This is a genomic window from Streptomyces sp. NPDC001985 (assembly GCF_040296845.1).
Classification (GTDB): domain Bacteria; phylum Actinomycetota; class Actinomycetes; order Streptomycetales; family Streptomycetaceae; genus Streptomyces.
This window is the reverse complement of the sequence record NZ_JBEOYB010000011.1, coordinates 73,039-94,215: the sequence shown is the minus strand read 5'-3', so window position 1 is coordinate 94,215 and position 21,177 is coordinate 73,039. Positions and strand designations below refer to the sequence as shown.

The 21,177-nt window shown below is 72.1% G+C and carries 14 protein-coding genes; 5 read left to right on the top strand and 9 right to left on the bottom strand.

Going from position 1 to position 21,177, the window contains the following annotated elements; translation table 11 throughout:
* Positions 1-107 precede the first annotated feature (107 nt).
* From ABT122_RS07400 to ABT122_RS07380, 5 genes are all read left to right on the top strand, one after another.
* Complete coding sequence (locus ABT122_RS07400; protein WP_351546750.1) at positions 108-2,690, top strand: bifunctional FO biosynthesis protein CofGH; 2,583 nt, start codon at positions 108-110, stop codon at positions 2,688-2,690.
* 129 nt (positions 2,691-2,819) lie between these two features.
* On the top strand, positions 2,820-5,612 hold the full coding sequence (locus ABT122_RS07395; RefSeq protein ID WP_351546747.1) for a tetratricopeptide repeat protein: 2,793 nt from the start codon (positions 2,820-2,822) through the stop codon (positions 5,610-5,612).
* A gap of 705 nt (positions 5,613-6,317) precedes the next feature.
* Entirely contained in the window at positions 6,318-6,890 is a 573-nt protein-coding gene (locus tag ABT122_RS07390; RefSeq protein WP_351546744.1) for a hypothetical protein, read from the top strand.
* An 86-nt stretch (positions 6,891-6,976) separates the two neighbouring features.
* The gene (locus ABT122_RS07385) at positions 6,977-8,095 is read left to right on the top strand and encodes an ADP-ribosylglycohydrolase family protein (protein WP_351546741.1); all 1,119 of its coding nucleotides are present in this window, start codon (positions 6,977-6,979) and stop codon (positions 8,093-8,095) included.
* Between the two features lie 77 nt (positions 8,096-8,172).
* Positions 8,173-10,776 (top strand): NACHT domain-containing protein, encoded by a 2,604-nt coding sequence (locus tag ABT122_RS07380; protein WP_351546738.1) that lies wholly within the window; start codon positions 8,173-8,175, stop codon positions 10,774-10,776.
* Between the two features lie 9 nt (positions 10,777-10,785).
* Here ABT122_RS07380 and ABT122_RS07375 read toward each other — a convergent pair whose 3' ends face one another.
* The 9 genes from ABT122_RS07375 to ABT122_RS07335 form a co-directional block, all read right to left on the bottom strand.
* Positions 10,786-12,384, bottom strand: coding sequence for a sodium:solute symporter family protein (locus tag ABT122_RS07375; protein WP_351546735.1), 1,599 nt, complete (start codon positions 12,382-12,384; stop codon positions 10,786-10,788).
* A gap of 380 nt (positions 12,385-12,764) precedes the next feature.
* Positions 12,765-13,616: a GNAT family N-acetyltransferase gene (locus ABT122_RS07370; protein ID WP_351546732.1), complete on the bottom strand. Its 852-nt coding sequence runs from the start codon at positions 13,614-13,616 to the stop codon at positions 12,765-12,767.
* Positions 13,613-14,404, bottom strand: coding sequence for a methyltransferase (locus tag ABT122_RS07365; RefSeq protein WP_351546730.1), 792 nt, complete (start codon positions 14,402-14,404; stop codon positions 13,613-13,615). Before ABT122_RS07365 ends, ABT122_RS07370 begins: the two co-directional genes overlap by 4 nt.
* A 160-nt stretch (positions 14,405-14,564) precedes the next feature.
* Complete coding sequence (locus ABT122_RS07360) at positions 14,565-15,551, bottom strand: 3-oxoacyl-ACP synthase III family protein (protein WP_351546727.1); 987 nt, start codon at positions 15,549-15,551, stop codon at positions 14,565-14,567.
* A gap of 2 nt (positions 15,552-15,553) precedes the next feature.
* Positions 15,554-16,393, bottom strand: a complete 840-nt coding sequence (locus ABT122_RS07355; RefSeq protein ID WP_351546724.1) for a TauD/TfdA dioxygenase family protein — start codon at positions 16,391-16,393, stop codon at positions 15,554-15,556.
* 18 nt (positions 16,394-16,411) lie between these two features.
* A complete protein-coding gene (hemA, locus tag ABT122_RS07350; protein ID WP_351546721.1) occupies positions 16,412-17,620 on the bottom strand; it encodes a 5-aminolevulinate synthase in 1,209 nt (402 codons plus the stop codon).
* A gap of 120 nt (positions 17,621-17,740) precedes the next feature.
* The gene (locus tag ABT122_RS07345; protein WP_351546719.1) at positions 17,741-18,961 is read right to left on the bottom strand and encodes an MFS transporter; all 1,221 of its coding nucleotides are present in this window, start codon (positions 18,959-18,961) and stop codon (positions 17,741-17,743) included.
* Positions 18,962-19,428: 467 nt separating this feature from the next.
* Positions 19,429-20,058, bottom strand: coding sequence for a ScbR family autoregulator-binding transcription factor (locus ABT122_RS07340; protein WP_351546716.1), 630 nt, complete (start codon positions 20,056-20,058; stop codon positions 19,429-19,431).
* 302 nt (positions 20,059-20,360) lie between these two features.
* Positions 20,361-21,137 carry an SDR family oxidoreductase gene (locus ABT122_RS07335; RefSeq protein ID WP_351546842.1) on the bottom strand — a complete coding sequence of 259 codons (777 nt, stop codon included), beginning with the start codon at positions 21,135-21,137 and terminating at the stop codon, positions 20,361-20,363.
* Positions 21,138-21,177: the final 40 nt, after the last annotated feature.

The following is a 21,177-nucleotide window of genomic DNA, read 5'->3' as shown; positions in this document are numbered from 1 at the left end:
ACGGCGGTTCCCCGGGAGCGGCACACCGGCCGAGGCGTACCGGAGGTTGACTCCTGTTACCGGGTACGGGCCGGTGGGCTGTCGGATGCAGCTCGTATGCTCGATTCATGACGGATCACAAGACCGCCCGCCCCACCGAGAACGCCATGCGCCGCGCCCTCAAGCGAGCCAGGGACGGGGTCGCCCTCGATGTCACCGAGGCCGCAGTGCTGCTCCAGGCGCGCGGAAGTGATCTGGACGACCTCTGTGCCTCCGCCGCGCGGGTGCGTGACGCGGGCCTGGAGGCCGCCGGCCGCCCCGGCGTCATCACCTACTCGAAGAGCGTCTTCATCCCCCTCACCCGCCTCTGCCGCGACAAGTGCCACTACTGCACCTTCGCCACCGTCCCCGGCAAGCTCCGCCGCGCGGGCCACGGCATGTTCATGTCTCCGGACGAGGTCCTGGCCATCGCCCGGCGCGGCGCCGGGATGGGCTGCAAGGAAGCCCTCATCACCCTCGGCGACAAGCCCGAGGACCGCTGGCCCGAGGCGCGCGAGTGGCTGGAGGCCGAGGGGTACGACGACACCATCGCGTACGTCCGCGCGATGTCGATCCGCATCCTGGAGGAGACCGGGCTGCTGCCCCATCTCAATCCCGGCGTGATGTCCTGGACCGACTTCCAGCGGCTCAAGCCCGTCGCCCCCTCCATGGGGATGATGCTGGAGACCACCGCCACCCGGCTGTGGAGCGAGCCCGGCGGCCCCCACTACGGCTCCCCCGACAAGGACCCCGCCGTCCGGCTGCGGGTGCTGGAGGACGCGGGGCGCAGCTCCGTGCCGTTCACCAGCGGGCTGCTGATCGGGATCGGCGAGACCCATGAGGAGCGGGCGGAGTCGCTCTTCGCGCTGCGCCGCGTCTCCCGCGCGTACCACGGCATCCAGGAGCTGATCCTCCAGAACTTCCGCGCCAAGCCGGACACCGCGATGCGCGGCATGCCCGACGCGGAGCTGGACGACCTGGTGGCGACCGTCGCCGTGGCCCGGCACATCATGGGCCCGTCCGCCTGCCTCCAGGCCCCGCCGAACCTGGTGGACGCGGAGTACGGACGGCTCATCGGCGCCGGGATCGACGACTGGGGCGGTGTCTCCCCGCTCACCCCCGACCATGTGAACCCCGAGCGCCCCTGGCCCCGGATCGACGAGCTGGCGGAGCACTCGGCCGGCTCCGGGTTCACGCTGGCCGAGCGGCTCTGCGTCTACCCGGAGTTCGTCCGGCGCGGGGAGCCCTGGATGGACCCCCGGCTCATGCCCCATGTGCGGGCGCTCGCCGATCCCGTGACGGGGCTCGCGGTCTCCGGCGCCACGCCCGTCGGCCTGCCGTGGCAGGAGCCGGACGAGGGCTTCACCTCCACCGGGCGCACCGATCTGCACCGGACCATCGACACCGAGGGCCGCACCCACGACCGCCGTGACGACTTCGACGCGGTGTACGGGGACTGGGAGGCGCTGCGCGAGGCCGCGGCGCCCGGGATGGTGCCGCAGCGGATCGACACCGATGTCCGGCAGGCGCTGAAGCAGGCCGCCGACGACCCCACCCGCCTCACCGACGACGAGGCCCTCGCCCTTCTCCACGCCGACGGCCCCGCGCTGGACGCCCTGACCCGGATCGCGGACGAGCTGCGCAGGTCGATCGTCGGCGACGAGGTGACGTACATCGTCACCCGCAACATCAACTTCACCAATGTCTGCTACACCGGCTGCCGTTTCTGCGCCTTCGCCCAGCGCCGCACGGACGCCGACGCCTTCACCCTCTCCCTGGACCAGGTCGCCGACCGGGCCGCCCAGGCGTGGGACGTCGGCGCGGTCGAGGTCTGCATGCAGGGCGGCATCCACCCCGATCTGCCCGGCACGGCGTACTTCGACATCGCGCGCGCGGTGAAGAAGCGCGTCCCGGACATGCATGTGCACGCCTTCTCGCCGATGGAGGTCGTCAACGGCGCCTCCCGGACCGGGATGTCCATCAAGGAGTGGCTGACGGAGGCCCGGGAGGCCGGCCTCGACTCGATGCCCGGCACCGCCGCCGAGATCCTCGACGACGAGGTCCGCTGGGTCCTCACCAAGGGCAAGCTGCCCGCCGCCGACTGGATCGAGGTCATCACCACCGCGCACCGGCTCGGCATCCGTTCCTCCTCCACCATGATGTACGGGCATGTGGACCAGCCCCGGCACTGGCTCGGCCATCTGCGGACGCTGGCCCGCATCCAGCGGGAGACGGGCGGGTTCACGGAGTTCGTGACCCTGCCGTTCATCCACACCAACGCACCCGTGTACCTCGCGGGGATCGCCCGCCCCGGCCCCACCGACCGGGAGAACCGCGCGGTCACGGCGATGGCCCGGCTGCTGCTCCACCCCCACATCACCAATATCCAGACGAGCTGGGTGAAGCTGGGGGCCGAGGGCGCGGCGGAGATGCTGCGCTCCGGTGCCAACGATGTCGGCGGCACGCTGATGGAGGAGACGATCTCCCGGATGGCGGGCTCGCGCTACGGCTCGTACCGCTCGATCAAGGATCTGACGGCCATCGCCGAGCTGGCGGGCCGCCCGGCGCGGGCGCGGACGACGCTGTACGGGGAGGTGCCCGAGGAGCGGATGCGCGCGGCGCACGGGTCGGACGGGCATCTGCCGGAGCTGCTGCCGCTGGTGACGGAGTAACGGGGCGGGGCGGGGCAGGGCGGGGGTCGCCCCCGGGTGCTGGTGCGCGGGTGCTGGTGCGCGGGTGCCGGTGCGCGGGGCGGGTCCGGGGTTGCGCGGGCGCCGGGCGCGGCCGTCACAATGACCTCCATGGGGTCCATGCAGGAGCTGCTGAGGCAGCGCAGACTCGACGGGTTCGTCGGCCGCCGGGCGGAACTGGCCCTTTTTCAGGACAACCTCGCGACGGCGCCCGACGACCCCGCCCACCGCTTCCTCTTCCACATCCACGGCAACGCGGGCGTCGGCAAGTCGTCGCTGGTCCGCCGGCTCGCGCACACCGCCCGTGAGCGGCGGGCGCTCACCGCGACCCTGGACGAGTCGGTCAACAGCGTGCCCGAGGCGCTGGAGACGATCTGCGCGCAGTTCGCCGGGCAGGGGGTCCGGCTCAAGGCGCTGGAGCGGATGCTGGACACCTACCGGCAGCGGCGGTACGAGGCGGAGTCGGCCGCTGCCGCCGCCGTGGACGCGGCCGGGGGCGGGGGTGCTCCCGGGGCCGTTCCCGCGCCCACCACCGGGTCGATGGTCGCCGCCCAGGCCGGGCTGATCGGGCTCGGTCTGGTCCCCGGCATCGGCGCGCTCGCCGGAGCGGTCGACCCCGCCCGGGTCGCGGCCGGGGCCGACGGGGTCCGCGCGGCGCTCAGCCGGCACCTCGGGCGGCAGGAGGACGTGACCCTGGTGCTCGACCCGGTGCGGGTCCTCACCCCCGTCCTCACCGCCGAACTGGAGCGGGTGGCCTCCGAGGCCCCCTGGATCGTTCTCTTCTTCGACACCTATGAACGGACCGGACCGTTTCTCGACCCCTGGTTACGGGATCTGACCACAACCGATCGTCTGGGGCTGCTTCCCGCTCAGACCGTGATCACCACGTCGGGCCAGCGCCCCGTCGACCCCCATGTCTGGGCCGACTGCGCCGACCTCGTCACCGAACTGCCGCTCGCCCCCTTCACCGAGTCCGAGGCCCGCACCCTCCTCGCGGCGAAAGACGTCGTGGACGAGGAGGTGGTACGCGATGTGCTCCGGCTCTCCGGACGGCTCCCGGTCCTCGTCTCCACCCTCGCCGAGAACGCCGGCCGCACCGGCGGCGTCACCGACCCCAGCGCCACCGCCGTCGAACGCTTCCTCAAATGGGAGAGCGACCCGCTGCGCCGCTCGGCCGCCCTCGACGGAGCGCTGCCGCGCCGGCTCAACGAGGACATCTTCCGCGCGGCGGCCCGCACCGACGAGACCCGGGAACTCTTCGGCTGGCTGCGGACCCTGCCGTTCGTCGGCGACCGGGGCGGGCGCGCCCAGTACCACGACGTCGTCCGCCGTCCCATGCTGCGGCTGACCCGCAACAGCTCCCCCGAACGCTGGAGCGCGGGGCACACCCGGCTCGCGGACGCCTTCGCCGCATGGGCCGGGGAGGCGGGGGAAGGGCTGCCGCCGGCCGAGCGCTGGGCCCAGGACGGCTGGCGCGCACTCCGCGTCGAAGAGCTGTACCACCGGCTCTGCGCCCGGCCGCGCACCGCCCTGCCCGCCGTGCTCCGCGACGGGATCGACGCCTGCGACGCCGGGTTGGTGCCCGCCCGGCAGTGGGCCCGGACCCTCGCCGACGCGGGCGAGGACACCGGGAACGACGCCCTCGGAGCCCTGGCCCGGGAGTGCCGGACCGCGCTGGAGGACGAGCGGCGCGGCGGGATCGACCTGCTCGGGATCATCCTCGGCCGGGACGAGCCGGGCATCCCCGACCGGGCCGCCGCGCTGACCGTGCGCGCCCGCGCCCACCGGCTGCTCGGCGACGCCGACGGCGCGCTGCGCGACTACCGCGCCGCGATCGCGCTCGACGAGGGGAACGGGCGGGCGCACGGCGGGCTGGGGGAGACCCAGCGGCTGCTGGGGCGGTACGAGGAGGCGCTCGCCGCGTTCGACCGGGCGCTGGAGATCGACCCGGCGGACTGCTGGTCGCTGTCCAGCCGGGCGCAGGCCAAACACGCGCTCGGGCGCGGCGCGGAGGCGCTCGCGGACCTGGACCGCTCACTGGAGATCAGGCCCCGGCACATCTGGGCGCTGGTGCGGCGGGCCCAGGTGCGGCGGGCGGCCGGGGACGCGGAGGGGGCCCTCGCCGATATCGGCCGGGCCCTGGAGACCGACCCGGGCAACGCCTGGATCGTCGGTGAGCACGGCGAGATCCTGCGCCGGATCGGCCGCTCGGAGGAGGCGGTGGCGCGGTACGACCGCGCCATCGAGCTGGACCCGGGGTACGCGTGGGCGTTCGGCAGCCGGGCCATGGCCAAGCACGGTCTCGGCCGGACCGGGGAGGCGCTGGCGGATCTGGGGCGGGCCCTGGAGATCCGGCCCGGGTACCTCTGGGCGCTGGTCCGGCGCGCGGAGATCCACCGGGAGACGGGGGACGCGGCGGCCGAGCTGGCCGACCTCGACCGGGTGGTGGAGCTGGCCCGCTCCCGCGAGTGGGCGCTCGCCCAGCGGGGGCACGCGCACCAGCTCGCCGGGCGGTACGAGGAGGCGCTCGCGGACTACGGCGCGGCGATCGACCACGCGCCGGAGTACGCGTACGCCCACCTCGGGCGGGCCCGCACCCATGAGCGGCTGCGGCGGTACGAGGAGGCGCTGCGGGACTACGACCGGGCGGACGAGCTGGCTCCGGGGGACGGGCTGACGGTCGGAGGGAGGGCGCAGGTGCTGCATGCGCTGGGGAGGCTGGGGGAGGCGCTGGGGGAGCTGGAGCGGGCGGGGGAGCTGAGGCCGGACGCGGCGTGGATCGCGGCGGAGCACGGGGCGGTGCTTCAGGATCTGGGGCGGGTCTCGGAGGCGGCCCCGCACTTCGCCCGGGCCCTGTCCCTCGACCCCGCCTACACCTGGCCCCACCACCGCCTCCCCACCTGACCACCCCCCGGGCACCCCGAACATTGCCACCCCGCCCGCCACCTGGGAACGGCCCCCGCGCCCCGGGCGGCCCGAGCAATCCCAGCTCTTCCAGGCACTCCCAGCCTGTCCAGGCACCCCCAGCCCGTCCGGCGATTGAGGACGGACCCTGTGCGACAGGTGCCCGCATCCCGCGGGCCACGGTCGGGGGCCAGCCCCCGAACCCCCGCTCCTCAATCGCCGGAGGGGCTGGGTTTCGTGCCTCGGCCCTCAGCGGGGCTGGATGTCGTGCCTCTGCTCTCAGGTGATGCTGAGCAACCTCAGCCCGTCTGGGGGCACCTCCCGGAGGCAGCTCTGGGGAGTTCGCGGACGGACCTCGCGCCCCGGGTGCCCCGAGCAATCCCAGCCCGTCCAGGCACTCCCAGCCCGTCCGGCGATTGAGGATGGACCGTGCGCCACGGGCGCCCGCACCGTGCAAGATGCAGCCCGTCTGGGGGCACCTCCCGGAGGCAGCTCTGGGGAGTTCGCGGACGGACCCCGCCCGGCAGGCGGCCCGGGCAAACCCAGCCCGCCCGGCGACTGAGGGCGGACCCTGGGGCACAGGTCCCCGCACCGCAGGGCCCCGCACCCCCCAGCCCCCCACCCCCTCCCACATGAGCCGATAAGCTGCTCGCCGTCATCGCCCCCACCAGGGGCCCGCAAGCGCCCCGAGGAGACACCCGCCCGATGGCCCGTCAGATATCCGCCGGCGCCTTGGTCACAGGCCTCACCTCCGCCGCCCTCGTGGGCGTCCTCCTCCTCGCGGTCCAGGCCGGCCAGTCCGACCCGCAGAACGCCGCCACCCGCAAGCCCGCGGCCTCCCCCTCCGCCTCCGCCTCGGCCCCCGCCGGCACACCCAGGACCGCGCCCAAGCCCCCTCCCGTCCCCGAGGACTCGGGCCGGGGCCAGCGGCTGGTGTACTCCCTGGGCAAGGACCGGGTCTGGCTCGTCGACCGCATGGGCGAGGCCCTCGCCACCTTCACCGTCTGGCCGGGCACTGTGGAGCCCGCCGTCGGCAGCCACCAGGTCACCCACCGGGAGCCCACGGCCACCGGCACCGACGGCGTCTCCATCGAGAACGCCGTCTTCTTCGCCGCCTCCGCCGACGGCGTCAACATCGCCTTCTCCGCCGCCGTCGACGGCTCCTCCCCGAAGCCTGTCCCCGGCAAGCAGATCGGCGCGATCCGGGTCCGCACCGACGACGGCAGAGCCATCTGGGACTTCGCGGTGGAGGGCAGCACGATCTTCGTCGTGCGCTGACCCCCGCGCCGGGCTCCCCCCGTTCGATTACAGTGCTGCCCCGGCAGGGGTTCGCACCAGGTACCACGTCCAGGGAGGGGCGCGCGGTGAGCGCAGCAGCCACAGCCGTCTGGGGTCGTGCCGAGCAGCAGGACTTCCGGGCCCGGGTGCGCGGCGCACTGCTCGGCGGGGCCATCGGTGACGCGCTCGGAGCGGGTGCCGCCGCCCTCACCCTGGAGGGGATACTCGCGGCCCACGGCCCCGACGGCATCACCGACCTCCGGCCGGCGCACGGCCGCAGAGGCGCCGTCACCGCCGCCACCCAGCTCACCCTGTTCACCGTCGACGGCCTGATCCGCGCCCAGGTCCGCCGCGACACCGGCGCCTGGCACCCGCCGACCGATGTCCACCGCGCCTATCTGCGCTGGGCCGCGACCCAGCGCGACTGGGGCCCGGACGAGCGCCGCAAGGACAACGGGTGGCTCGCCTGCGAGGAGTGGCTCTACACCCGCCGCGACCCGCCCCGGGCCTGCCTGCTCGGTCTCGGCGACGAGACGATGGGCACCCTGGAGTCCCCCAAGAACCCCACCGCCCGCGACAGCGGCGCCCTCGCCAGGTCCGCGCCGTTCGGGCTGCTCGTCGGCTGGGAGCCGCGACTGGTCTGCCAGCTCGCCCTGGAGTGCGCGGCCCAGACCCACGGCCACCCGGCCGCCGGTCTCTCGGCCGGCGCGCTCGCCGTCATCGTGCACGGACTGGCCCGGGGCGAGACCCTGGAGGCAGGGGTGCGCCGCGCCCTGGAGCTGGTGGGCTCCCGCCCCGGGCACCAGCCGGTCACGGACGGCCTGGAGGCCGCACTCGGTGCCGTGCGCGACGGTGTGCCCGGCGCCGAACGGGTCGCCGCGCTCGCCGGCGGGGACGGACACTCCGACGGCGCGCTCGCCGCCGCCGTCTACTGCGCGCTCGTCGGCGAGGACATCCGGCACGGCCTGCGTCTCGCGGTCAACCACGACGGCCCCTCGCACATCACCGGCGCCGTCACCGGCACCCTGCTGGGCGCGCTGCACGGCGAGACCGCGCTGCCGCCCGCCTGGCTCTCCGAGCTGGAGGGCCGCCCCACCCTGCTGGAGCTGGCCGACGACTTCGCGATGGAGATGACCCAGGGCCCGGCTCTGCACAGCCCCACCGCCGCCGCCCCCGGCTGGCTCGCCCGCTACCCCCGGGGCTGACGGGCTGACCACGGGCCTCAACCACCGCTGTCCACAGGCCCGTACGGCCTCCCCGGCGCTCGTCTAGCATCGCGTCCATGGATGCCACCGCCGCTCTCGCCGCCCGCCTCGCGTCCACGGCGGTCGCCCCCCTGATCCGCAGGCTCTTCGTCCCGACACCCCCCGGGGCGGCGCTGGTCGAGGAGCCGGTGCGGATAGCGGGCCTGATCTCCTTCCGGGGCGAGCGGCGCACCCTCGGCGCGAAGGAGCTGCGCGCGCTCGCCACGGAGCTGACCGCCCGCGCGGTCCAGTCGTACGGCCCCCATGAGGCCCCCACCGACGAGGTCCGCGCCGAGCTGGCCGACGCCCTCGCTCTCGCCCTCCACAGCCTGGGCGACCTCGACATGGACGACCTCCAGGCGGTACGCCTCGGTCCGGAGCGGCTCGCGGCGGCACTGACCCGCCCGGCCGGCCTCTCGGCCGCCGCCGACGCCCACTACCAGCCCCTGCTGACCACCGCCTGCCTCCACATCCTGAACTTCTTCACCCAGCGCTCCGGCTTCGTCGCCCGCACCCTGGTGGAACAGACCCGCACGCTCGACGCGCTGGCCGCCCGCACCGACCTCCTGATGGAGCGTCTCGGCTCCCGCCTCGCCGAGGACACCCGCTTCGAGCGGCGGTACTGCGAGCACATCACCCGCAAGCACGGCGAGCTGACGATCTACGGCCTCGATCTCGACCAGCGCGGGGAGTGGCGGCTCGACACCGCCTACATCTCCCTGCGGACCGCCCAGGAGGGCGAGTCGCTGTTCGTCCCGCTCTCCGCCGAGCGCGCCCTCGCAGGTCAGGGGCGGGTGCTGCTGCGCGGCGAGGCGGGCTCCGGCAAGACCACCCTGGTCCAGTGGCTCGCGGTGGCGACCGCCCGCCAGGACCTCGGCGAGCTGGGCGGGGATCTGGCCCATCTCATCGGCCGGGTCCCCTTCGTCCTCCCGCTCCGCCGGGTGATGCGGGACGGCCTGCCGCCCACCCCGGGGGAGTTCCTGTCCGCCGTCCGCAGCTCCGTCGCCGGGTCCCAGCCCGGCGGCTGGGCGGACCGGGTGCTCGGCGCCGGCCGGGGGCTGCTGCTGATCGACGGCATCGACGAGGTCTCCCCGCGCGACCGGGACACGGTCCGCTCCTGGCTGTGGGAGCTGATGGGAGACTTCCCCGGCAACCAGTGGGTGGTGACCTCGCGCCCCTCGGCCGTGGCACAGAACTGGCTCTCCCGCGAGGGCTTCACCGAGCTGACCCTCCACCCCATGTCCCACGACGACACGACCCACTTCATCCGCCGCTGGCACCGCGCCGCCGACACGGACCCCGCCCTGGCCACCGCCCTGCTCGACGCGATCCGCGCCAGCACCGCCCTCGGCCGCCTCGCGGTCAACCCGCTGATGTGCGGGCTGCTCTGCGCCCTCCACCGGGAGCGCCACGGCTTCCTTCCCCACGGCCGCAAGGACCTCTACGACGCGGCCCTGCGGATGCTCCTCGAACGCCGCGACGCGGAGCGGGGAGTGGCCTACGACGAGGGCCTGAGGCTCTCGTCGGAGACCCAGATCCTGCTGCTCCAGAAGCTCGCCCACTGGATGATCCGCAACGACAGCGTGGAGATGGAGCGCTCCGACGCCCTCACCCAGGTCGGCCGGGCCCTGGAGTACATGCCCCATGTCGGCGCCCCGCCCGAGCGGGTCCTGCGCCATCTGCTGGTGCGTTCCGGGCTGCTCCGTGAACCGGCGCACGGCCGGGTCGACTTCGTCCACCGGACCTTCATGGACTATCTGGGCGCCAAGGCCCTGGTGGAGGAGGGCGACTTTCCGCTGCTGCTGAGGAACGCCACCCGCGACCAGTGGGAGGACGTGGTCCGGATGGCGGTCGCGCTCGGCCGCCCGGCGGAGCGGGAGCGGATTCTGCGGGGGCTGATCGAGGGGATCACCACGCGCGTCCCCGACGCCGGGGTCCACGGGGGGAGCCGTGACGCCACCACCTTCGGGGGGACGATCCGCCGTGCCCTCCTGGCGGCGACCTGTCTGGAGCACGCCACCGAGATCGCCCCGGGCACCCGGCGCGCGGTCCTGGACCGGGTCGAGCCGCTCGTCCCCCCGGCGAGCCTGGCGGAGGCGCACTTCCTGGCCGATACCGGCGGCCCCATGGCCCTCGGTCTGCTCCCGGGGCCCGACGGGCTGGACGAGAAGCAGGCCTACCGGGTGGTGGTCACGGCGTCCCGGGTCGGCACCGACGCGGCGCTCCCCGTCCTCGCCCGCTACCGCTCCCACCCCGCCCTCCGGGTCCGCCGCCAGCTCTCCTGGGCCTGGTACCACTTCGACACCCAGCGGTACGCGGACGAGGTGCTGGCCCATGTCGACGAGACGGACCTCTACTTCGCCGCCCACAACCCCGGCCATCTCAGGGCCCTGCGCGCCCTGGGCGGCCGGGCCAGGGTCCAGGTCGTCGGGGTGTACCGCCCCGGCGACCTGGTGGAGCACCTCGACCCGGAGCGGCTGACCCACCTCTGGCTCCGGAACGGCTTCTTCGGCGACGCCGAGTGGCTCCGCGCCTTCCCCCGCCTGCGCACCCTCGTCGTCCCGGAGCCCAGGCGGGAGAGGACCCCCGAGGTCCCGTCCCACATCACCGTCGAACTCGCCGAGGGGAAGCGCCGGATCTGAGCGCGGGGCTCACTTCCCCTTGCGCCGCACCACCTTCGTCCGCACCGGCTTCCTCGCGTCCACCGGCCCCCGCCGCCCCTGCCGGGGCACCGCGCCCGCCCCGGCACCGCCGTCGTCGTCGGTGTTGATACGGGCGATCACCGCGTCCCGCTCCGGGGTGTCCTCGGGGCGGATCAGGCCGATCACCACGTACAGCACCAGCGAGATCGCCAGCGGCACGGAGACCTGGTACTGGAGCGCCACATCGGTCCTGGCGGTGCCGTTGATCTCGTAGTTCAGCAGGAAGAAGGCGATCAGCCCGGCCGCCCAGCTGGTGAGCGCGGCCGTCGGTCCCGAGCGGCGGAAGGCGCGGAGCAGACCCAGCATGAACGGGATGGCGATCGGGCCCATCAGCCCCGCCACCCATTTGATGACGACGGTGATGATGTCCTTGAAGGTGGGGGAGTTGACCTGGGTGGCGATGGCCATGGACAGCGCGAGGAAGGCGATGGTCGACCAGCGGGCCGCGATCAGTCCGGCGCGTTCGCTCCAGCTCCGGGCCTTCCGGGAGAGGACGGGGGCGATGTCCCGGGTGAAGACGGCGGCGATGGCGTTGGCGTCGGAGGAGCACATGGCCATGGTGTGGGAGAAGAAACCGACGATGACCAGGCCCAGCAGCCCGTGCGGCAGGAGCTGTTCGGTCATCAGGGCGTAGCTGTCGGAGGCGTCCGGCTTCCTGGCGTCCACCAGCAGCGGCGCGCACCACATGGGGAAGAAGAGCACCAGCGGCCAGACGAACCAGAGCACCGCCGACAGCCGGGCCGAGCGGGTCGCCTCACGGGCGTTGGCGGTCGCCATGTAGCGCTGGGCCTGGTTCCACATGCCGCCGTTGTACTCGAAGGTCTTGATGAAGAGGAAGGCGAGCAGGAAGGTCACGGTGTAGGGGCCGGCGGTGGGCTCGGCGTGGCCCTGGAGTTCGGGTTCGTCCCAGATCGTCCACAGGGTGGAGAAGCCGTTCAGCTCGCTCATCACCGCGAAGAGCATCGCGAGCCCGGCGAAGAGCTGGATGATGAACTGCCCGAGTTCGGTGAGGGCGTCGGCCCACAGCCCGCCGATGGTGCAGTACACACCGGTGATGACGCCGGTGATCAGAATGCCCTCGTTGAGCGAGATCCCGGTGAAGACGGAGAGCAGGGTGGCGATGGCGGCCCACTTGGCGCCCACGTCCACGATCTTCAGCAGTACGCCGGACCAGGCGAGCGCCTGCTGGGTCTTGAGGTCGTAGCGGGTCTTCAGATACTCCAGCGGCGACGCGACCCGCAGTTTCGACCGCAGCCGGTTGAGCCGGGGCGCGAAGAGCTTCGCCCCGATGAAGATCCCGATCGCGATCGGCAGCGACCAGGTCACGAAGGAGGTGACGCCGTAGGTGTAGGCGATGCCCGCGTACCCGGTGAACATCACCGCGCTGTAGCCGGACATGTGGTGCGAGATGCCCGACAGCCACCAGGGCATCCGGCCGCCCGCCGTGAAGAAGTCGCTGACGCTCTCCACGCGTCTGTGCGACCAGACTCCGATCGCGATCATCACACCGAAGTAGCCGATGAGCACGGTCCAGTCGAGACTGTTCATGTGCCCCCTCCTGGGGTCCGCCTGATGAACGACCGGCAGTGCACTCCGTCAGTGCGTCCGTTCAGCGGGTCCCCCGTGCGCGGACTGGGGACTTGGGCGATTGAACTCCCGTTTCCGGGGGCCGGTCAAGAGGGCCTCCGGTCAGGTATATGAACGGCAATCAGCAAGCCGAACTAATTTGCCTGTTCTTGACCTGTGGAGTCGTTGTCGCGCCCGGGCCGCCGGACCCACGATGAGCGGGCACTTCGTCAGGCGTCACAGCAGCGCGCACCGGGGTAACGGCACTTGCCGCTCCGGCACACCGGCACTCCGCCGCACCGGCGCCGGAGACCCCCGGACCCCGCGGAGGAAGGGAGGGGCCCAGGGGTTCGGGCGGAGGTTCAGCCGAGCGCCCCGGTGACCGGGGTGAACAGACGGGACCGGTCGCCGGGCAGGGGCCCGCCCCGGATCATCACCGCGGTCGTACCGCCCTCGCGCAGACCCCGGGCGAGGGCCCACTCCCGCAGTCCGGCCCGCTCCCGGCCGATGTCGATCCGGAGCGGACCGCCGCCCCCGGCCGCGGGATCGGTGAGCCCGTCGAGCAGCCCCACCGCCGTCTCCGTGCTCTCGGCGATCAGCGGTCCGACGACGGTGAAGCCGACCCCGCTCCAGGTCATCGCGTATCCGGTGAGGCCCCGGGGGCCTTCGGCCACCCGGGCCCCGGTCGCCACGGAGGCGAGCAGGGTGAGCAGCGGCGACCGGTCCGCGCCGAAGACCTCGGTGTCCAGGGCGATGATGGCCGGCAGGTCCGCGGGGACCGCCGGGCGGGAGCCGTCGCCCGCCCGGTCCACCGGACCCGGCCGCCCCGAGAAGCGGACCAGCGTGCCCACGGGCCGGAAGCCCAGCCGCTCGTAGAGCGGGCGGCCCGGGGCGGTGGCCGTCAGCCAGACGGTGTCCGCCGGTGCGCGGTCCACCGCGTGCCGCATCAGCCGGGACCCGAGCCCCTGGCGGCCGTACCGCTCGGCCACCAGCATGCCGCCGACGGTGGTGACGGCCGTGCCGTAGCGCACCGAGGCGACCACGCCGGCGAGTTCACCGGGGCGCTCCCCCTCGGTCCCGTGGACGGCCCCGGTCGCGAACAGGAACTCCCAGGCCCGGATCTCCGCGGGCCAGCCGTGGCTCTCCGCCAGCCGCAGACAGGCCGGCAGCTCCGCGGGCCCGAGCGGCCGGATACCGGTGGCGACACGCGTCACGGACGGCGGCCCGTGACCGCGGCGATCACCCCGAACCACTCGGCGAAGTCGGGCCCCTCCGGGAGCCCGAGATAGCGCTCCACCTCCTCCTCGGAGAGAAAGCCCTTCTCCACCAGGGTCGGCGCGGTCTGCCGGATCGTGGGACGTATCCAGCGGTGGGCCTGCGGGCCCCAGCCCTCCCAGCCGCCGAGGGAGGGGGCGAGCCGGACGCCGATGTCCGTGAAGCCGAGCCGGGCGATGGTGCCGGGCAGCTTCCGCGTCCACCGCATGTCACCGCCCTGCGAGTTCATCTGCCGCACGATGGCGTCCATGGGCCGCGCCCACTCCGGGTGCGCGGTCTCGTCGGAGGGGAACCAGTAGCCGTCGACCACCACCAGCCGGCCGCCGGGCGCGAGCCACTGGAACATGCGCTTCAGCACCTCGTCCCGCTCCGGTATGTGCTTGAGCACGGACCGGGCGTGGATGACATCGAACGACCCCGGCGCGAAATCGTCCTCCCGCATGTCGAAGGAGCGCACCCGGAGGTTGGGCGCGTACGCCTCGTCGAGATAGCGCGGGTCGATGTCGGCGGCGGTGACCGTGCCCTGGGGGAAGCGGTCGGCCAGCCAGTACGAGACGGAGCCCGCGCCCGCCGCCAGGTCCAGGCAGCGCGGCGCCGGGCCGGCCGGCAGCGCCGCCAGCGCGTCGGTGCTCACCGGGTCCAGGGCCTGCTGGAGCAGGCTGAGCCGCTCCCGCTCCTCGGGGATGTCCTTGTTGAGGACGCCGGTGCCGTAAGGGTCGTGCTTCATGACGCTCCTTCTCTCCCGCCCGGCCCGGCGTCCGGCACGGGGCCGGGCAGGGCTGGGCGGAGGCGGTGTACGGGGGTGGGAGGGGGTGCTCGGGGCAGCGGGCGGTCGCGGCGGAGCGCGGGGAGGCGCGGGGGAGCGCGGGTCCGCCCGGGGGCCGGTGCTACGCGGGGGCCGGCCCGGGGCCTGTGCCGATGCGACACTCCAGGGCGGTGATGCCCCAGCTGAATCCCATGCCGCTGGTGGCGAGCAGAATCAGCTCGCCGCGGCGCAGCCGGTTCTCGTCCATCAGGCCACGCAGCGCGATCATGGTGTCGGCGCTGCCCATGTGGCCGAGGCGGTGGTAGTTGAAGACGCTCCGCTCCGGCGGGATGCCGACCGCTGTCAGCAGCCGCTCATGCATCGACTTGTCCCCCTGATTGATCAGGAAGTGATCGATGTCCTCGACTTTTCGGCCGAGGAAGGTCAGGGTCTCATCGATGAGCGAGGTGAACTGATCCACATAGGTCTGGGCCAGTCCCGGGCGGTGCTTCTCCCGCTGGATGACGACCCGGTCGGGACGCCGTTCGCCCCGGTAGTAGTCGGACCAGGAGGGGTCGGTGCGCATCCGGGAGTGCAGCACGGAGAACGCGGGACTGTTCCCGGAGAGCAGCACCGCCGCCACCGAGTCCCCGAAGTTGAAGAGCGCCTTCGCGTCCGGGTCGCCGTAGTCGACCATCCTGCTGAGGCGGTCGCCCATGAGCACCAGCACATGGTCGACGCGCCCCAGCAGGATCTCGTCGACGCCGGCCCTGATCGCGGTCATGCCCGCGTTGCAGAAGTTGGCGATCTCGAAGCAGTGGGCATCGCCGATGCCGAGTTCATGGGCCACCTTGGCCGCGGGGGACCAGAACGGGGTGTCCCACTCCCCGGAGCCCGCGTAGATCACCTGCTGGATGTCACCCGGCTCCAGCGCGGAGCGCCGCAGCAGGCGCCGTCCCGCCCGTACCGCCAGTTCCCAGGAGGTCTCCCGGTCGCCGAGGGCGGGAAAGGACTCGCTGTGGGTGATCTCCAGGATGTCCCCGAGCGCGACCCCGGAGGTGCGGGACGCCTCGGTCATGCTCACCCGCGCGTCGGGGAAGACGATGTCTATGTCGGCTATGCCCGCCACGGTCAGCCCTGGGCGATGCTGACGCGGTGCACCGTCCGGGGGACACCGGCGGCGACATCCGTGGCCGCGTGCAGAGTGGTCTGGGTCTTCCAGACGATGAGGTCGTTCTGCGTCCAGCGGTGGGTGTACACATGCGCCTCGTCCTGGATCAGGCCGTCCACCACCTCGAAGAAGGCCTGGTTCTCGTTGGCGTCGAACCCGACGACCGAGTCCATGTACTCCGGGGCCCCGTACAGGTACTCGCGCTGAGTGAAGCCGTCCTTGGCGACGAGCGGGTGCTCCACCCGGGGGTGCTCGATGTCGATCCACGCCCGGAACTCGGCCGCGGAGAGCCCCACGTGCTCGTCGCGGATGCGCAGCCGCTTGGCGACGGTGTGCACGCCGTTGCGCCCCGCGATCCGGGCCTTCCACTCGTCGGGCAGCCGGTTGTAGACGTCCACCGCGCTGGCGAACAGGGTGTGGCCGGTGGTGCTGGGGACATTGACCCCGTGGAGCATCGTGTACTCCGCCGGGTCGGCGACGAAGGACGAGTCCTGGTGCCAGAAGTTCCCGACCCGGGCGACACCGATGGGCTTGTCGTCTCTTCGCTCGTTCGAGGAGATCATGATCTCGGGAACGTCCGGGTGCCGGTACTTCTGGATCACGAACGGCACCGGCTTCCCCAGCCGTCTCGCGAGATCGACCTGCTGCTGGGGGGTTATGCCGAAGCCGCGGATCACGACGAGTTCCCGCTGGTTGACCGCGTTCACAAAGGCATCCAGGACCTCCCGCACGGCGAGGTCCGTGTAGCTGATGCCCGTTATCTCCGCGCCGATGAAGGGAGTGATCTCGGTGATCTTCACAATGAACTCCTTTACGTGTCAGGCGTTGTCGAGGCAGTCCCGCAGTGCGGAAGCGAATCCTTCGATCTGCTCGTCGGTCCGGTACGGCGGGACCGTGACCCGCAGCCGCTCGGTGCCGAGCGGAACGGAGGGGAAGTTGATGGGCTGGACGTAGATGCGGTGCTTCTCCAGCAGCAGATTGGTGACCCTGAGGGTCCGCTCGCTGCCGGGGACCATCACCGGGATGATGTGGTGCACGGAGTCGAGGAAGGGGATGTCCACCGCCCGTAACTCCGCCTTCATCCGCAGCGATCTCTCGGTGAGCCGCCGGCGCAGCCCGTCGTCGGCCTGCACCAGATCGAGGCCCTTGAGCGTGGCGTCCATGCACGCCTGCGGCAGCGAGGTGGTGAAGATGAAGCCGGGCGCGTGCGAGCGGATGAAGTCCATGGCGGTGTCGGGCCCCGCGACATACCCGCCGACCGTGCCGAGCGCCTTGCCGAAGACCCCCTGCACAAAGGTCGGCCGGCTCTCCCCGATCGCCTCGCAGAGCCCGGCCCCGGTCGGCCCCATCGCCCCGATGGCATGGGTCTCGTCCAGATAGGTGAAGGCGTTGTACTTCTCCGCCAGATCGCAGATCGCCGAGACGGGGGAGATGTCCGCGTCCATGGAGTAGACGGACTCGAACACGATCAGCTTCGGCTGGTCCGGGTCGCAGGCCGCGAGCCGGGCCTCCAGGGCCGCCAGATCGTTGTGCGGGAAGATGTACTTCTCGCACTTGGCCCGGCGGATGCCCTCGATGAGGGAGCGGTGGTTGTTCTCGTCGGAGAGGGCGATGATGCCGGGGATCTCGGAGAGCAGCACGCTCAGCGACTCGAAGTTCGCCACATAGCCGCTGGAGAAGACGAGCGCCCGCTCCTTGCCGTGCCAGCGGGCCAGCCGTCTCTCCAGTTCGGCGTGGGTGGTGCTGGTCCCGGCGATGTTCCGGGACCCGCCCATGCTGGTGCCGTGCAGTGCGGTGGACTCCATCTGGGTCCGTATCAGGTCCGGATGCTGGCTCAGACCCAGATAGTCGTTGGTGCACCAGACTTCGATCTCCTGGCCGTGGTGCAGGGTCTGGCCCGGACTGGTGGACATGTGCGCGGTGGGGAAGTAACTCCGGTACAGCCCCTTGCTCTTCATCAGTTCCAGCCGTTCGCTGAAACGGGAGAACGCCGGCTGCTGCTTTTCCGTCGTGGGACTTGCGGTCATATTCTGCTCCTTTGGTCCGTCCTCAGGGTGAGAATGCTTGACAGCAGTGCGGAACATGGTCGGGATGGGCGCCGGCCGGGGACGGGGCCCGCCCGGCGGCGGGCCGCCGGCGCGGCGGGTCTACTGCTGCGGGGTGGCGGCCGGAGCCATGCCCCCCGCGGGCGCCGGGCCGGCCGCCGCCGCGGCGTCCCGCCGGTCGTGCTTCTTCTCCAGCGCGCTGGAGACCAGGGTGAGGGCCAGGGCGAGCGCCGCGAGCGCCGCGCCGACCCAGTTGTGCGAGGTGTAGCCGAAGTCCGCGTCGATGACGACTCCGCCGAGATAGGCGCCCACCGCGATGCCGACGTTCGACGCGGAGACGGTGACCACCGCGGCGAGGGTGGGTGCCCCCTCCGCCTTGCTGATGACCCGGGTCATCAGACCGGGGACGGTGGCGAAGCCGGCCGCCCCGATCAGCACCAGGGTGACCGCCGCCGCGGGCTTGGAGTGCGCGGTCAGGGCGAAGGCCCCGATCGCGAGGGTCAGCACCAGGAGCGCCACGGTGAGCGTGCGCATCAGCGCCTTGTCCGCGTACCGGCCGCCGATGGTGTTGCCCGCCACCAGACCCACGCCGAAGAGGACGAGCAGGGGGGCGATGGCCTTGGAGGAGTACCCGGTCACCTCGGTGAGCATGGGCGCCACATAGGTGAAGGAGGTGAAGAGCGCGCCGAGGCTGAAGGCGGTCATCGCCAGCCCCAGGAGCACCTGGGGCCGCCGGAAGACGCCGATCTCCCGGCGCAGGGTGGCGTCCTTCACTCCGGGCTGCTGGGGGAGCAGCGCCATGATGCCCACGAAGCCGACGACGCCGATCCCGACGAGCATCCAGAAGGTGGAGCGCCAGCCGAGGCTCTGCCCCACCCAGGTGCCGAGCGGCGCACCCACGACATTGGCGATGGCGCCGCCGGCGAACACCATGGAGACGGCGCGCGCCTTCTTCGAGGACTCCACCAGATCGGCGGCGACCACGGAGGCGAGCCCGAGGAAGGAGCCGTGGCAGGTCGCGGTCACGATGCGGCCGGCCATGAGGCTCTCGTAGCCGGGGGAGAGCGCGGACACCAGATTGCCCGCGATGAAGATGGCCATCAGGCCGAGGAGAAAGGCCTTCCTCGGCAGCCGGATACCTCCGGCCACCAGCAGGGGGCCGCCGATGACGACGCCCAGCGCATATCCGGAGATGAGATATCCCGCGCTGGATACCGACACACCGAGGTCGTCGGATACGTCGGATAACAGGCCCATGATGACGAACTCGGTGGTGCCGATCCCGAATGCACTCAGTGTGAGTGCGACAAGTGCCAGCGGCATTCGCAATACCCTCTTCGTTCTGCGTGGGACAACACGGAGCGGCCCGGTCGGGGAACCGGAGCGCCGTGGAGATGACTGCGCCGTGCGGAAGGAGGGGTGGCGGCCAGTCAGCTGGCCGGGCACTACCCCCAACTGGAGCGACTGGCACGCACGTTGAACGCGCCTGAACCGTTAGCCCGAGAGATTACAAACAGGCAATTCTGCTTGTCAACGCGACGGATCGCCGATCGCGAGGAGATAAGGGAGGTTCCATGTCCTGGTTTGTGGCATAAATACCGCTTGGCGGGCCACAGGAAGGGCTTACCGCGTTCGAATGTCCTTGGAACATACAGGCAAACCTGTATGTTCCCTGAGCCTGAAGAGGCCCAGCGGGGCGCCCGGGGTGTCAAGAGCCCGGAGCGAGAGGAGTGCAGAGGAGCGCAGCAGGAGAGGAGACGGGGGTGCGGACCGCAGAGAGTGAGGGTCCGTCAGTCCGAGAGGCCCGGCTCGCCGCAGGGCTCCAGCCGCGTCGTCAGACGCGTCAGCAGCCCGGGTGTGGCGATCCCGGGCAACAGACATCGCCACATCACCGACACCCGGTGCATCAGGTCCTTGCGCTCGGTGTTCAGCTGCGACATGAGATGGACCCCGGTGAATGCGGCGATAATGAGCTGGGAGGTGTCCTCCGGGTCGGCGCCCGGAATCAATTCGCCCCGGGATTCCGCGTCACGCACAATATTCCGGACCACATCGGCGGACTGCTGGTACGCGAGTTTCTTTCCCTCCGAGAAGGATGTCTGCTCCACCGTCAGCCGGACGCTCGCCTGGAGCAGTGGATCGTCCTGCAGTTCCCGCGCATAGGACAGGGTCAGATCGATGATGGACTGGAGCCTGATGGTGCGCTCGGGCGCCACCATGGCCTCCGCCTGGGTCGCCACCAGCGCGTCGGCGATGGCTTCCTTCGAGGGGAAGTGATGGTAGAGAGCGCCCCTGGTCAGTCCGGTCTTCGCGAGTATCGCGGTGGTACTGGCACCCTCGTACCCGTTCTCGGCGAAGACATCGGCCGCCGCCTCCAGGATCAGACGCCGTGTCCGCATCCCGCGTTCCTGCAGTGCCATCGCCGCTCCCCGGACTTGTCGACGAACGAAACAGTCCAGTCTGGTTCTCGGCCCGTGTTCCGGTCCGCGTCCGGCCGGTCGGTCCCCAGGACAACTCGCGTTCGAACTGAACCCTGATTATGACACCCCGACTTCAGGGAGAGGGTGCACCTCCATCAAACCTTCATCGTGAACGCGCGTCGAGGGAACAGCCCGGATAGGCGCTGAGTGACAAGCCGAGAGGCAAGCCGAGTGACAAGGGGATTCCGGTGGGCTTCCGCTGTGCTTCCGGCGCGCCTCCGGCGCGCTTCCCTTCCGCCTTCTCAGCGCTCCCCCGCGTTGACGAGCAGCGACTGCCCGGTGATCGCGCGCGCCCGGTCGGACGCGAGAAAGACGGCGGCCTCCGCCACATCCCCGTCCGACGCGAGATCGGGAAGGGCCATCCGCCCGGTCAGCCGGCCGAGCACCTCGCTCTCCGGCACCCCCTCGGCGCGGGCCGAGGCCCGGACGTACGCCTGGACCGGCGGCCCCCACATCCACCCGGGCACCACCGTGTTCACCCGGATGCGGTCCGGGCCCAGCTCCCGGGCCAGGGAGAGCATCGCCGAGGTGAGCGCCCCCTTGGAGGCCGCGTAGGCGGTCTGCCGCACATGTGAGGGCGCCGCCACCGCCGACTGCGTACCGATGATGACGACCGCGCCCCCGCGCTCCCGCAGCGCCGGCAGACAGGCCCGGGTCATCCGCAGCGTCCCCAGCAGATTCACCTCCACCACCTCCCGCCAGACAGCGAAGTCGGCGTCCGCGAGACCGCCGAAGCAGGTGTCCCGGGCCGCGACATGGATCACCGCGTCGATCCGCCCGAACCGCTCGACGGCCAGGTGGGCGAGCGCCTCGCACTGCGCCTCGTCGGTGATGTCGGTCGCCCGGTGGGCGGTCCGCTCCCCGCCGGGGTCCAGCTCCCCCGCGGTGGCGGCGAGATGGCGCTCCGTGCGCGCCCCGAGCACCGCCCGGCCCCCGTCCCGGAGGACGGCCCCGGCGATCCGGCGCCCCAGCCCCGCTCCGACGCCCGACACGACGACGGTTCTGCCCCGCAACAGCATCCGGATGCCTCCCCGGCCCTGGCACTTGATCTGACGGTCC